This window comes from Hydrogenovibrio sp. SC-1, assembly GCF_002848135.1.
Taxonomy (GTDB): domain Bacteria; phylum Pseudomonadota; class Gammaproteobacteria; order Thiomicrospirales; family Thiomicrospiraceae; genus Hydrogenovibrio.
Window position 1 is genome coordinate 1 of the sequence record NZ_PKGB01000029.1, and the last position, 15282, is coordinate 15282.

Consider the following 15282-nt stretch of genomic DNA (forward strand, 5'->3'; position numbering starts at 1 on the left):
CTGATTGAAGCGGTAAATTCCTTAAGTGTAGCGCCACTGAAAACTTTTATGAGAATGGTGCTATCGGATGTACCACTCATGAAATCATTTGTATCGATTCCAGCCAGTAAACGTCATCACCATAGTTTTCCAGGCGGGTTACTCAGTCATTCACTAGAATGCGCACTGATTACCCATAGCAGTGTTAATTCTCTGATTGAAGTCAGTCAAAATGAAAAAGAGGTGGCCATAGTCGCAGCACTTTTACATGACGTTGGCAAAATAGAAACGCTTGGACTTCAAGAACACACATCAATGGGCAAGTTACTTGATCATGAAAAGTTTACGCTCTCAGTATTAGCACCCCACCTCAATGAGCTTAAAAAGTTCTGGTACAAAGGCTATGAAGTACTGACTTACCTTCTGAACTGGAAATCCAGTATGGGTTATTGTCAGTATGTGGTTGGCAATGCCATTAAGATTGCCGATCAAATGAGCACCAGTGCCTCACTAAGACGAATGGCTTTTTCAGATAAGCCTGAGTATTTTCATTTTTCTAAACTTCAGGTTGGTCAGAAGGAGACTTATTTAAGTCGGTTGAATTAGCCCCATAAACGGTTCAGAAAGAAACCGGCTTTAAGCCGGTTTTCGCTTAAAAAACTGTCCTGTTTTAGCTAACTATTTCAGAGTGTGGAAAAAATTAGCACAATGTACTTAATGACTGTTGATCCGTTAATTATTGCTTCTAGGGCCCCTTTCATGTTAAACGCCCCTTTTTGTATATTAGTGCACTAATAATGCAAGTTGAAGAGGTCGGGTCGTGGCTATGCTTGATTGGCTAGTCATTGGATTTCTCCCTAGATAAGTCTTGATGTAATTTGATGAACTCCATCAAATCCAACTTCGCCTCATACTCTTTGATTAGAGCCACTGCTTTCTGCTCAAGTTCAGAGTTTTTAGCAAGATCACCTAACTGCTCACGAAGGACTGCATATTCCTCTGGGCTTTCAATTGGTTCATCGAAACTTTCTGGATTGTTGAATCTCTCTAGAGCTTTATTTCTTCGAAATTCCTTTCGTTTTTTTGCCGCTGCGGCATCTATGCGTGTAGTGAAAAATAGGCCTGCCAGTGCCACCGTAAAAACACAAAGAAATCCCCATGTAATTGCTGAAAGTGATGTCATCATCGTTCCCCTCTTTTATTAATAAATCCCTGAATAATCTGTTGACAACAACTATCCAAGTCGTGATAGCAGCCAAAATGGCTATGCAAGATCAACTTCTACTCCCTAAAGGGAGAATAGGTATTTGGGAATGATCTTTTTGAGATGGTATTTTTTATTGATTACAATCAAATTTATTTATAAACAACTACAAGCCTTATAAAAGGACAGGTGGATCAGAATAGTGATAATTTTTGCATAGGCGGAGATTTGATGTGAACATGTTTGAAAGAATGCAATATGTTACACAAACACTCAACAGATCAGCTTATCTTCAATATTCACAATCCCACTCAATGCACGATTAATGCATTTTTCGTAATGCGCTTTAGAACTTCAATTATCGCAAGATCAACAACATCAAATACCTATATTTTTCGTTCCGAGAAAAGCCCCTAGACCGAATAAATGCTAGGCAATAACCTGTTGTTAAGTTTTTTCCTGTCCTAATTATCAAATCCCCCTTCTTAGTTTGAATACCAAAACTAAGGAGTCGCAAATGAAACCATTAAAAACCAAGTCTGATCGTTCATTCATTAAAAATGACATTCAAGAAGAAATCATTGCCTATATCAATAAGCACTTACCATCCAGGGGAGATAAGCAACGAACTGAAAAGCTGGTGCAGTTCATTAGCCCGCACCCAAACTGTACTTTGCTTATTAGCATATTTAGTCGGCTTAGCCTTGGTTACGAGGCTTATAAGCGAAATTTTCAAGACATCAAACTAGAACTGGGGTTTTTAGAAATCTTAAATCATGCCGTCAAAATCAACAAAATTGATTTCTATGAGTTAATCAAAACGTATCCTCACATTGAAATTTTTTCGTTGCAAGACAAACTGAACCGAGACAAAAAAGAGAAAGACTTACCTCTACTGACTAAAGAAGATTTTGAGAAGGAACTGGCAAGTGCAATTCGGGGAACTTTCCAAACCAAACCCCACTATGTTCTATCAATATATCCGTATTCTCTAGCAACCGAGCCTTCCATTGATTACCAAGACAATGAAGAAAAATACTTATCTCTTTTAACAATAGTCTTCTCGATATTCTATTACTTCCAAGATCACCCTTCTAAAAACCAAGCGTTTAATTCATATCAATATAATTTGGAAATCAGGCAAATTAACCTTCCAACCGAAACCCCTGAATTGAAAGAAATCGAACTTCAGAATTCACTAAAAGCCCTCATCGATTATTGTAAGAAGTATCCAGAATCAAGCAATATCTTTAAGCCTATTTATCACATAAGGGTATTGATAGAATCCTACTTAAGAAGAGACCTTCCTCCCACATCAAATAAACAAAATTCCTCGACAAAAAAGTCTTCTGGCAATCGCTCTCCTAGAGCTCATGGATATGGCGTTTTTGATGAAAATAAATATGAAGCCGTTTATCTAGAACTCGATGATGACAAATCGATAAAACTTATATCCCCCATACTTGAAAACAATACTGAAACAGAAAACAGTGATGAAATCGATTTCATCGATGAAGCAGGAACACTACTGGTAGTTGACGAATCTGGTGACTTAACTTTAGATGAGATTAGATATTTTTCACCAGCACAGCAGTTGCATATTGCAAAGCAACGAATGATACCCTTTACTGGAATAACCCCCTCTGAAGAATCAGTACTAAAAACCTTTGTTAAGAATATCGATTCAAAAAGCTGTAAGTTCGAAGTTATTGCAGCATTTTATTTATTCGTCGCACTTGAATTGAACTTGCTAGATTTAAATTCTCCAAGGCCAATCATCATTACAATGGATTCTTCCCCTTCAAATTCCAAAAAAATCAACTTTGTTATCGAAACAAATAATCATCAAACAATGATATATCTGCCGTTTGAATTTGTTGAATATAAAAATAAGCAGTACTGTGAAAACCCTAATTTATACAACCAAGTAAACAATGCGTTAAGATTAATTTTAGATAAAAACACTCACGAGACGCTGTTCAACTTAATATCACAAGTTAGCTCAAGGGGTATTGATACCAGCAATTTAAAAAAGGAGCAAATAAACAAGTCTATTCAATCTGTTCTACAGAAGCTAATGCTAGATACTCGGATTACACCTTCATATTTAGCTAAGCAAACTCGAAAAAACATCTACATTCAGACTGATGGCAATTATGTTCTTATTGATTGCTCACTCGGTAAGAGCATTGGCGAGCCAAATGACAAAACCAGTTACAGCACCAAACAACATTACACCACGCTTAGACTTAAAGACATTGCCAAGAACCTTCCATTTCTGGTTTTATCACCAGAAAATTCAGCTAATTGGATAGGCAATATCCGGTGTCCTAAAAAATCGACTATCAAAAACATGATTACGACCATTCACCAAAGTTTGCAGAACATTCACCTGAATCCACATAGCTCAACCGCAGACTTGAAGAATGCATGCCTGTTAATGTCGACCTATACTGATTTAGTAATAACGTTTTGCACAGGCACTAGAAACCATAAGAAAACTTATTTTATTCAAAGTTCCAATATCCATAGCGATGGGTGGAGCGTCGTTAATGACAAAAATATTGATTATTTGGCAAGGCCTGTCTACTTATCAGAAACCTGTCGTCAACAAATTAAATTCTATGAGAAATTCAAAGAGGGTCTAATTCAATCGCTTCCAACTGAACAAATCCATGATCATTCAAAATTCAATGGATTAATTATTCTAAACATAAACCCTTCAGATAACACCATCCATATTAATGATTTCTATCGGACTACCGCTTACAAACAAGTAACGGCTTTAAACCTTCCTAGATCAATAAATATATCGGGATTAATTCCCAACCATAGCCGGCATTTCCTTGAGTCCGAATTAAGAAAATTAGGTATGCCTCTTAAGTACATTAGTTGTTTTTTGGGCCATTGGCAGCTTGGAGAAGAACCCTGGTCTAGAAATGGATCGTTCGATTTCCAACAATTTAATCAATCCGTACAAAGTCATATTGAAGGACTATCCAAGGGTTTAGGAATCCAACCAGTTCAAATCCGAGGTTTAAGCTAATGAGTATTGAAAAACAAAATCGTATCCTTGCATTTTGGAGCCACACTGACCCTATCGTTTCTGATCGTGTGGATAACACTTTAATCGACAACCTCCATGCTAGGTTAGAAACATATTTGGAAAACGCTAAGGTAAATAAAAAAAAATCATATAACGAGAAAACTATTAGACTGTTAGAGCAACTTTTAGGGACTCAATTTGAAGGTACGTTCGAGAATAAGTCAGATCGGACTAAAGCTCTCAAAGGGGTTGTTAAAGATCTCAAGCTTTCACCTAAAGACTTGGCATTTACCTCTCAAATACTTAATGCACTGATAACATATGGAAATCATCATCAAGTATGGGACATTGGGCTTATTCCTAAAGCCTCGTTAATTAGTCCTGAACCAAACCCTTATCATCCAAAACACATCAAAAACTCCATTCAATTTGACAGATTGTTTCAGAAGCATTGTGAACAGCTAGAAGCCTCAAACAATGCTCAACAGGGATTTAGTTTTTTTCAAAACCAAATTGGTCAATTCGCTTTCAGCTTGATTGCAGATTCTTGGGTTCTAACCGAAAGCGCGCTTGAATATTGCTTCCAATCTCTACTCAACAAACAAAACATCGTTGTCTTTCAAAACCGGATTCAATTGGTCATTACTGAAGATAAGGGAATGCAAACACATATACCTCTATCCGCCTTAACCCAGATGATTTACCAGAGAATTCCATCAAACGAGGACTTTGAGGGTGTCGATGCATGGGAGGAAATCTGTTCATATTTGAATATAGATCTAAAAGAAACGAAATCCATCAAGCATTTAATGACCCAAGCGAATGCTTATTTCAAACCCAGATTACCGAGTATAGTCACCCAAATTATTAAGCACAACATGACCAATTATTCTTTACTCCCAGTTACGTTTGATCGCATTTTTTCAGGATATCGTTCATCGAACCTGCAAATATGCAACACGATTCCTGAGAGTACTAAAAAAGGAGATTTAGTCTGCCTACCTAATTTTGAATGGCTTGAAATGTCAAAACCGATTAGGAATTCTAGCGATGGCATAATCAGAGATTACATAAATAGACCTGACCTTGATAAAAACATTGCCCTTTTTCTTCGCTATATCAGTCGGAATAAGAATTATAAGAAAAATATCAAGTCATTCCAGTTCCTAGAACCGTTGCTATCGCATTATTGCAATGGTCAATTTATTGAGAGCCTATCAGAGTTTCAGAGAAGCGATCTTTATTTTGATATTTTCGAAGAGGCCTTACTGCAAGACGGTACATACTCAATCCTCGAAGAACTAAAAGAATTTGAAATATGGTTTACCAAAACGCTTGAACGACCCAAAATTACAGACTGGGATGAAATCTTCCCTGATAAAAGTTATGTGCAATTTGTAAATGCTCGGATTATCACAGAGGATGAATACAAATCATCTTTTGAAATACTTAGAAAAAAGCAAGTGCTTCATACTTCAGTCAATACCGTCAATTGGTTCGAGTTTGCTCGCATTTTTCTTTTGATTGGCTTCAGGTTAGGACTTCGTATTTCTGAGGTCGCACGTTTAAAAGCTAGAGATTTTTTATACTGTACTGAGTCACCGCAAATCCTGATTAGAAAAAGCTTTAATCGAAGCTTAAAGACTCTTAATGCTAAACGAAACCTCCAGTTAGATCACTTCATGAATGAGCATGAAATCCAAGTTCTACTCGAGTTTTATGAGAAACATCATAATAATTCTGCAAATATGGATGAGGATCGCTACCTATTCTCAACCTCTTTAGACTATTCATCTCCCATTACCCCTGACAATATTGTTAGAAGAATGTTGGCGACTCTTCGAGAAGTGACGCTTGACCCTGAAATAAAGTTTCACTCTCTGAGACACTCTTTTGCGACTTGGAATTTTCTTTCAGAGTCGCAAACTGCATTCAACATTGATGTATCACATTACTTTGTGAACTCACCATTAACAAAAATCTGGTTAAAGCAGCATAAAAAGCGTTCTGCTGAACGCCTACAAACCACTGAACCTACCAGTAAACACTTTTTCTGGTTAGCTGGAGTCATTGGACATGCCTCAATTGCAACAACGATTCATCATTACATTCATCTAGCAAGCTTAGTCATTGCAGAATATCAGGTCGCGCTAAATTTCCATGGATTTACTAAGAATCTTAAACAAATCGCAGACCTGTTTTCTATTTCACTGGATAAGGTTAAGAAAAACAGTACCGAAATTCACAAAAGAGTTTCCGTGTGTTTGAAGCCTTATGAATCAGGCTACATTAATCTGGTGAAGCTGCCGCAAAAGCAACAGTTGAGACCGTCAAGCCAAATCAGCATTTATGATTTTAATTTCTTTCACAACTTTGCAACTTACCAGAAGTACGCTCAATCTGGTTTCAACGATATTGCATATGAAGACCAACACGTTATTGATGGCTATATTTCTTACAGTAAATACAATTTTCCAGCAAAAACTACTGTCACTGACGCTGGTATTCTTGAAGTGATTAGACAAATTATAAAGGCTTATGGAGAAGATGTTTTTATTGATGGAGCAATCAATCAGAATAGTCAGTCTGGAAAAAATTTCATTGATGATTTGGAATTGTTTATGGAACGCCTTATCTTTGAAAATCGAACAAACAAATCCAAAGAAGAAGCTGTCCTGTCGATTAGTTCAAAATATCCAGCTAGCATAGAGTCAACAAAGCTAATAAATAAACTAGGATATAGAGTGAATGCAAAACTATGCCGAAATGCGGACAGAAACCCTAAAGAAGTTGAAACCATTAAAGACTATTGGGGAAAGGAAATAGGGTGTCCTATATTCAAGTTTTTAGACAAAAAAGAATCCTCTCACAGCATTCGGCCTAATGATCGAATTGAATTGAGGGTTCTCAATAAAAATCAGAAGTTTCATTCGGCATTCATTTTTACAATTTGCCACATTTATCTCACGTGTCTCATTGAAATTTAAGAATTGAATATTGACGATTCAATGTAAAGCTTAGAACTAAGGCCTTTTTGTTATCTACCGAAGGCAAATATACAGGAAACAAGCATAAAAATGTTATCTGCCATGATATCCTAATGAAATGGTAGACTTTGCGATAGATAACTATCAGTTAATGCCAAATAAAATTCAGAACTGGATTGATTTCTACAAGTTAACCTCATCAGTTAGTTTACAATTTACAGGCTCTTAACCTCCCAAAGCTTTATAAACCGCATCAACTGGATCAGAATAAAAGCTAATTTGAAACTTCGAAAATAATTCGGCTGGTACAATTGGTATATCGCCAGCAGAACTCATTGGAAGTAGTACTTTATTCGATCCAGCATCCAATGCCATCTGTAATGAACCTGCTAAATCATTAACAGGATTAACGACACCTCCCAGTGTCATATCACCTAAAACTACTAATTGGTCCATAACGGGTTTATTTAGTAAAACCGAAGAAAATGCAATCAATGCGGCTAGACTTGTTGAAGTGGTCACGCCAGAATTTTGAAGCTCAACAATATGAATATTAAACTCATGTTCTGAGAACTTCGATGATGAACTGATTCGGTTGAGGTTCCCTTTAAAATAATCAAATCCAACACGGATAGATTCTTTAGCCGCAGAGTTTGACCCTAATCCAGATACAGAGTATTTTCCATTACCTGACATCATCTGGGTTTCAAAACGATACAGTCCTAAATGACCTGTTGAGCCATTTGAAACCAAATAGAGCACACCTGGTTTAGAAGCACCTGCTGGAATTAACTTACTGCCACCTTGCTCTGGAACGTTTACAAACGTTTCTTCCATAGTCTCTATGTCAATGTAGCTAAAATTAACGTCAAAAAACTCCATACCTCCTAGTTTTTTTAACTGCTCTTTGACACGTCTGCGCGTCTCCAAAGCATAAGACAAACATTCCGCAACTTCTTCTTTGCTAAATACCCCGTTTGGATAAATCAGTTTCAATAAACCAGATAAGGTTCTCCGAACCCCAATCACATCTCTTTGGTTGAGGTTATTACCAAGCTTAAAAAACTTATCGATTGCATCAGCAAAACTGCGTTTACGCATCTCGCGCATATATTCAGCTAAATAATCGGTTATCAAACCATAGCGATCGGTAAAAAACTCAGGTCGCATCTTAGGGATATCCCATCCTGGTATATAAGCATGGAAACGGTCAAAAAATGCTGTATCAATCATTGCACCCGGAAAAGGCGCTAATAAATGACTCGTCTTCACTAAGGTTTCAACACTTTGGTTAATGTTCCCCACAAAGACCATTGAAGCCTTAGCTTCTATTGAATCTTTGCCGCGTGCAAAAGAACCGGATGCCATATAGTCTTTCATGATTTGCACGCCATCTTTGTCTTTAAAGCTGATTCCTGCCACTTCATCAAAAGCGACTACATCCCACATACCGACCAACCCGACTTGTCGTGAACTCATGTTATAAAACAAATTAGCAACTGTCGTTTGTCCCCCCGACACTAATAGTGAATTCGGCGAGCACTCTTTATAAACATGGCTTTTACCCGTTCCTCGAGGTCCTAATTCACACACGTTGTAATTATTTTCAACAAAAGGAATCATTCGAGCCAGTAAATGCCACTTAACTCTTTCATCAAGGTTGGCCGGTTCCATACCTATTGAGCGGATTAACACATCAATCCACTCATCCTTAGTAAAGGATTTACGCCCTTCAAAAACCTCATTCAAATCCATATTTGGCATTTGAATTGGCTTCAAAGCAGAAATAGAAAATGGCGAGAACTTTTGACCTTCTTCAAAAAAATATTGAACGGTGATAATGCACCAAATACCACCTGTTAAAAGTTTTTCATTATCTTTAACAATCTTTCCTGGTATCACCGCATCATTAATACCAAGGTTTGATAGTGAAGCTTCATACACGTCTTTTCGTTGGTTTAGCTTCACTCCAACCTTATCAATGATTTTAAAGCTTCCACGCTCTTTAATGAGTGACTTCACCTTTTCCGCTTCGTCAGGTCGAACGTAGTTTTCCGCTAAAATTTTCTTAACATTTGCCAAACCTTCAGAAACCACTTCATCATCGTCCGAGGCGCAATACATGCCCAATAAATACTCTAAGACATACACTGGCACATTCGCGCCCTCTTTAAGCTGCTTGGTCAAATCCTTGCGAACCACTCTTCCTTTAAAGGTCTGGTTTAACTTATCATCTAAGCTCATCATTTCATCTGCCATACTGCTCCCCTAAAAGAAATCATCTTCTATTGCCAAATCAATTTTTACCGGATACTCTGAGTACACCGTATTTGTTGCCTCATCTCGTAAAACCAATTGGTAAAACTGGTGTCGATCAAAGCTTTGTCCCGTCAATCGAATTCGCACCTCTTTTATTCGAGCATCAAAATTCTCTTCGGTACTTTCAAAAGCCACTTTTTCAACTGTTGATACTTGCAACCCAGCAGAATCTTGCACAAAAATTTCAAGTGTTCTTGCCTTAAACGTCTCCCCCACTGGGTCAGACTGTAATAACTTAATTCGCTCTAAATTATTCACTAACTTTAAGTTCTGAGCCACGGACACCACGCCAACGGATTGTTTTTGATGTTGAGCGATTTTTTTACCTTCCAACTCTTTAATCTCAATCACTGGGACACATACTTCTTGCAAACTGGCGCCACCATGCACAAATTTAGCACCACCAACAAAATGAAAGCGTTGCACACCTTTTGGTAACAAGAATTCGGTATTGTCGCCATTTGCAGTATGTTTAACCGATCCCTTCCAACAATTTTCATAAGAAGGCAAGGTTTTACCAACGATATGGCGTTTTTTAGCTTCAATGACATCATTAACCTTTATCTCAGCGGTTTTATCCGATTGTTCTAACGGTGCCTGCTGAAATAAAAATCCATGATCTGCAGTCAACATGACTCGGCTGGCATTAAAACGGTTAATAATACGTCCCATTAAATCCATTAACTCATTAATTGCATCTCGGCAGACTTTAGGGGTTTTATCCTCTCCACCTTGCTTATCACAAATGTCATCTATCGTATTGTGATAAATATAAACCACCTCATACTCTCTAAGCTTTTCTCTTCCTTCAGAAGCCGTCCAACTCGCTAACGTTTTATCAGTCACCACCAAACCGTTCACAGAGTTTAGAATAGCCTGCCGACTCGATGACCCTTTTGAAGAAAGGCCATCCACAAAAACCGTATTATTGCCATCTTTATAAGAAAGCTCGGTATATGGTAACAGCGAAGCCATGCCTAATTGCGTATAACTTGGCAACACCCCCAATTGAGATTGCAACTGTGCTTTAAACTGTTTTTTGTCGTTGAGTTTACGGGTAAACTCTTCCGCGACCTCATAACGTAAAGCATCCGATATCACCACAAACATGCGTTTCAATTGTGTCGTTTTAAGCGGTTTTGCTACAAAGCTTTTATAAAAATCAGGTTGTCTAGGTTTATTAGGCAACTGCCATTGAGCCATCAGACCCTCGGCCTCAATAAGCTTATCCCAAGCCAACGATAATTCAGTTAAAAACCAACTGGTATAGATATTTTCAACCTGCTTGTCTAACTGGCGCAGAATCTCCGCACCCTTGCTAAATAAGTCGTCGGCAAATTCATTAAATAATCGGTAGGCCTGGTCAAACTGAAACAGCTCTTTTTCATAAGCAGAATACAGTGCTTCAGCCGTTTCATAATAAAAACCACTATCAAACTTTTCGCGCAGCATAATCAGGGTTAACGCTTCTTTAATTGCCAAGTACATTGCACGGTATTCTGACTTTTCAGAAACCCAAAAATGCGTCATTCGGTTAGAAATAACCTCCTCAAACCAAGCTTTATTTAATTGGCTGGCATGATTTGTTAACCCCCCCACTAAATAACGAATAATGGTTTTTTCAATACCTTCAAACGATTCCGCTTCTGATAACTGTTCTGCAGAAATAGAGCCATAACGCTTTTCAATCTCTAAATCCGACTCTAAACGTGCAGCCCAAATCAAATAGCTTGGTTGATACAAACCATGATGACGCCAAAACTTCATTAAAGCCGCAACATTTGATTTACCCGATGCCCCCTGCACAACATTCGCATCTAACCAACTGCGATCCGTCAGCTCCGTTTGTAACCAAAGTTCGGTCGAAAAGAGTCGTAAGATAAATTGTTCAATAGTTGGCTTATCGGTTTCATAACCATACTCACAGCTCAACAATTGCCAAAAGACCTCTTGCAAACCATATTTATTAAGTTCAGCCATCAAGGTTGAAGAATCTGAATCCATGGACATCAAAATGGCCGACAAGGTCACATCGTTTAAATTAGCAGTTTCTGATTTAACCAGCACCGCCAATATTTTTTGATCCAAGCTCTCAGCGGTTTCGTTCTCAACTACCATCCGCTTTAGCTTAGCCACACGTTGTTTATTACTAAAAAACGCCATACGGGTTTGAATATGGCTACGCAAAGACATTTTTGGAATATTTAACTGGTTTAAAATTAATGAACTGACATCCGCAAAAAACGATTCCGAATACTCTCTAATATCTAACAACCAATCCACTTCAAACTCTGGCACTTCACTGGGGTAATAAAGTAAAAAAGACACCTTTGGCTCATCCAATTCAATACGTTTTTTTGTTTCAAAATGAGAAACTTCTCCCATATTGATAAGCGTCACATTCGGTAATGCTAGTTGTTCCAACGACTCGCTAAACGCCAAATCTGCATCATGCCAAAAGACAATACGACTTTTAGCAAACTTATTTTCCAGACCTTGTTGTAGTTGTTTAATATCCATTTTGCTTAATGTATCCAATTACTTTCCAAGATAGACCTTATGAGAAAGTCTGTATTTTTGTTTAGGGCTTGTCGGTTTATCAGGTAGCGTCATCTCAACAATATCTAAGTCTAAAAGCGGCTTTAGAACTTGGTCCCTAAACTTAGTCCTACTCGTTCGACCCACGCCATCCATCAACTCTTGAATTGAGCACTCTGCTTCAATCAATTCAACAACTTGAAGTTGTTCATTCGTCAAATCATGAGGATTATTACCTTGGTCCCAGCTTAGTCCCAACTTAGTCCCTTCTTGGTTACTTGACGGAACCAAACCATCAAACTCTGGATGAGGATAAAACGTGGTTAAAAATAACTTCTATCGGCATCGGTTTCAAAAACAGGTTCAGGAGATCCGTTTTGTTTAAACATTGCACGCATTTTCGGAAACCCCGTGCCACGTCCCTCAGTCAGCTTAAGCTCTTTCAAAAATTCGCCAATACGGCTATTACGGTAATCACGTGCAACCACGCGTGGCCGTTTTAACATCTCCGCATCAACAGGTGGCACAGGGCCAGGAAAAGAGAGTATTTCAATGCAATCAGGGCGTATATTGATCTCAATCGGTCTAGGCTTCTCATAACTTTTGTGAAATACCGCATTGGCAACCGCTTCTTCAAGTGCTTCATAGGGGTAGTTAAATGCTCTAATTGCTTCAGCTTGACCTGTCACTTTAACCACTTTTTCACGAATCACTGCACCTTTTAAATAGGCTAACACCTCGCGTAACTGTTGCGAAATTGGGCCTTTAAAGCGTCGTTCATTAAACTGGTCACCAATCATATCGTAATACTCTACCACCTCAATAAACGCTTTCTCAAAAAAGGTTTCAGGCGAGTGGCTGAACATTAACAACCCCACATTAACGGGCATTAAATGTTCATCTGCACCACGGGCAATCGACATTTGCCTACACACCTCTGCAAATGTCATTTTAGGTAACTCACTGTAAAGCGAACTCCCAACCTCTTTTAAAAAACTGGCTATTAACGTTAAGTCTAAGGCATCAATACTCGCAAACTGATTCACACGATTATCAAAAGGCACTTTTGCAGTCATTTGCATTAACTGTGTTAAGGTTCCGTCTTTAGCCTCAACCGTAGAGTTTAATTTACGAACATAATAAAGCTTATTTTTTGCTGCTTCCTTACCCAAGGTTTTGGGCACACGATAAGGCCTTACATCACCTGGTGGGCACCAAATAGCCAATACATACTTATCACCAAACAAAACCGCCTCTGTTTGTGGAACATAATGCGGTTCAATAAAATGAGATTGGGATAACAACTCTTTTTGAATGGCATCAATCTGGTTGGCTTGTAAGCCAATTGGCGGAAGTTGAGCCACACCATCAACCTCTTCAACACCCACCAAAACATAGCCACCACCAATATTCCCAAGATCATTGGCAAAGGCACAAATGGAACGCAAAATAACCTCTGGATTCCAGCCCTTTTTAAACTCAATACGATCAGATTCAATGACCGTTCCAGTTAATAAACTTTTAATATTAATAGGCAGCGCCATACTTATCCTTTAGCCTTACCAACAATGGATTTTACATCGACTAATAAATCACCAAACTTGCCGTAGTTTGCTTTTACGCCATCATCTAAATCCAGTGCTATTTGCTCGTCGGCAAATTGTTTAAGCTGCTCATCAAACGTGCTTAGTTCAGCTTGTTTTTTCTGGAGTGCGGTTAGCTCTTTTTTTAATTTATTGGCTTGTGTGGTGGTGTCTGCCGATTCTATTTGGTTTTGCAATTGCTCCGCAAAGGTTTGGTATTTACCCATTAATTTAATGACATACTCGGTGCGCATTCTGGAAAGCGTTCCAGCGTTATAGCGGTGCAAGTACACCAAACATTCAAAGGCTTTTTGTTTACCACTGCTAAACAACCAATAAATGGGGCGTTTTTTGTAGGTTTGCAAATGGTCTTTATAGAATTTTGTTGAGAGATAACGTCGAATGGTGTCTAACGCACTTTCGTTATTTTTAGGCTTAATGGCATATAAACCCAAACTTTCAGCAATGAAAGCTAGGTTGTCGTAAAGCTGAGCTTCGCCCCAAACGGTTTTAACAAACTCTTGCACGCGGTTAGTTACATCATCCACAAACCACTCTTGGTCTGTTAACGGCACTATGCCATCGTCATCGGCGGGGAAAGTTTGATATGCTCCCTCATTCACCAAGTCTGCAAATCCTACATTGCCAGCATGCGCATACACCAGACCTTTTCTGTCTAAAGAATAACGTCCAAACATACAACCGACCGCATAGCTAATCAGTTCTGCCATGGTATCGGCTTGAAAACGCTGTGCCAGTTCGTCATCCGAGGCTTTGCCGCCGTAGCGGTATTTGGGATTTACTGTTAGGGTAATTTCTTCTAAAGGCACCTCAGGTGTGAGTTCATCCTGCAAACCATAAGCCTCAATAAACAAACGATTGTTTTCCTCTTCAAGGCGTTTCATTTCAGCAATGGTCGCTTGATTCGAATCCCACCAGGCCTGGTAAGTTTCCGATAAGGTTTGCGAAGGGGTTTCGGCGTGAAGTTGGATTAAGGGGTTTTCGGTGAAATCCCAAGAGGTTTCATAGGTGTTCCAGTCTATTTCAGATAACCTAATGCATGCGCTTGCACAGCTTATTACCCTATCATTAATGAATTTTTCTGAAAGTGCTAGTTTTCGAAAGTCTCCCGATTGGAAATGCAAAGTAGGATTTAAAATTTTTGACCAATAATTTGCAAAACTCGTATTCAATAAGGCAACGCCAACTTTAGTATTTTTTGAATCTGTAAAAAATGCTGATGGTCCAGAGGCATCAAATATAAATCCTTTTGGGAGATACCTGCATGACAAGTTGCCAGATGTAACATCAGACCAAGTTATTCCTTCAGAAAAATAAAACTCTTCTCCACGGGTACAGGAATTTTTTTCTTTTTTAATTTCTTGACCATTATTTTGCCAATTCACAACAAAATCAAAATTACCGTACCACCTTCTAAACCTTCCCCCTTTATTGTATGGAATCCATTTAGTTTTAAACTTTTTATAAGAAACTTCGCTCCAGTTTCTTACATATGTATCATTATTTCCTGTTTGAACCCCATTGGATGAAGTAGCAAATTTTTCTAACTTACTATTTTTAACAAAAACATTAAGTTCACTTTCAGATGCCCAATAAGCAATCGGA

Annotated in this window: 9 protein-coding genes; 3 read left to right on the top strand and 6 right to left on the bottom strand. The window is 38.4% G+C overall.

Features of this window, described 5'->3' with window-relative positions; translation table 11 throughout:
* A partial coding sequence (locus CYQ88_RS10965; RefSeq protein ID WP_158236046.1) for a TraI domain-containing protein occupies nt 1-585 on the top strand: 585 nt, incomplete at its 5' end.
* A gap of 232 nt (nt 586-817) precedes the next feature.
* Here the strand turns inward: CYQ88_RS10965 and CYQ88_RS10970 are convergent.
* Nucleotides 818-1165, bottom strand: coding sequence for a hypothetical protein (locus CYQ88_RS10970; RefSeq protein WP_101841385.1), 348 nt, complete (start codon nt 1163-1165; stop codon nt 818-820).
* 535 nt (nt 1166-1700) lie between these two features.
* On the opposite strand from CYQ88_RS10970, the gene CYQ88_RS10975 reads away from it, so the two are divergent.
* Together CYQ88_RS10975 and CYQ88_RS10980 are read left to right on the top strand one after the other, a co-directional pair.
* Nucleotides 1701-4229, top strand: coding sequence for a hypothetical protein (locus CYQ88_RS10975; protein WP_101841386.1), 2529 nt, complete (start codon nt 1701-1703; stop codon nt 4227-4229).
* A complete protein-coding gene (locus CYQ88_RS10980; protein ID WP_101841387.1) occupies nt 4229-7216 on the top strand; it encodes a site-specific integrase in 2988 nt (995 codons plus the stop codon). Before CYQ88_RS10975 ends, CYQ88_RS10980 begins: the two co-directional genes overlap by 1 nt.
* 225 nt (nt 7217-7441) lie before the next feature.
* On the opposite strand, the gene brxL is transcribed toward CYQ88_RS10980, so the two are convergent.
* The 5 genes from brxL to pglX all read right to left on the bottom strand — a co-directional run.
* The gene (gene brxL / locus CYQ88_RS10985) at nt 7442-9475 is read right to left on the bottom strand and encodes a protease Lon-related BREX system protein BrxL (RefSeq protein WP_101841388.1); all 2034 of its coding nucleotides are present in this window, start codon (nt 9473-9475) and stop codon (nt 7442-7444) included.
* Between the two features lie 9 nt (nt 9476-9484).
* Entirely contained in the window at nt 9485-12073 is a 2589-nt protein-coding gene (gene pglZ, locus CYQ88_RS10990) for a BREX-1 system phosphatase PglZ type A (protein ID WP_233188880.1), read from the bottom strand.
* Nucleotides 12074-12331 carry a Fic family protein gene (locus tag CYQ88_RS10995; protein WP_101841389.1) on the bottom strand — a complete coding sequence of 86 codons (258 nt, stop codon included), beginning with the start codon at nt 12329-12331 and terminating at the stop codon, nt 12074-12076.
* Nucleotides 12332-12396: 65 nt separating this feature from the next.
* A complete protein-coding gene (locus tag CYQ88_RS11000) occupies nt 12397-13617 on the bottom strand; it encodes an RNA-binding domain-containing protein (RefSeq protein ID WP_101841390.1) in 1221 nt (406 codons plus the stop codon).
* Between the two features lie 2 nt (nt 13618-13619).
* On the bottom strand, nt 13620-15282 hold a 1663-nt coding region (gene pglX / locus CYQ88_RS11005), incomplete at its 5' end, for a BREX-1 system adenine-specific DNA-methyltransferase PglX (protein ID WP_143483795.1).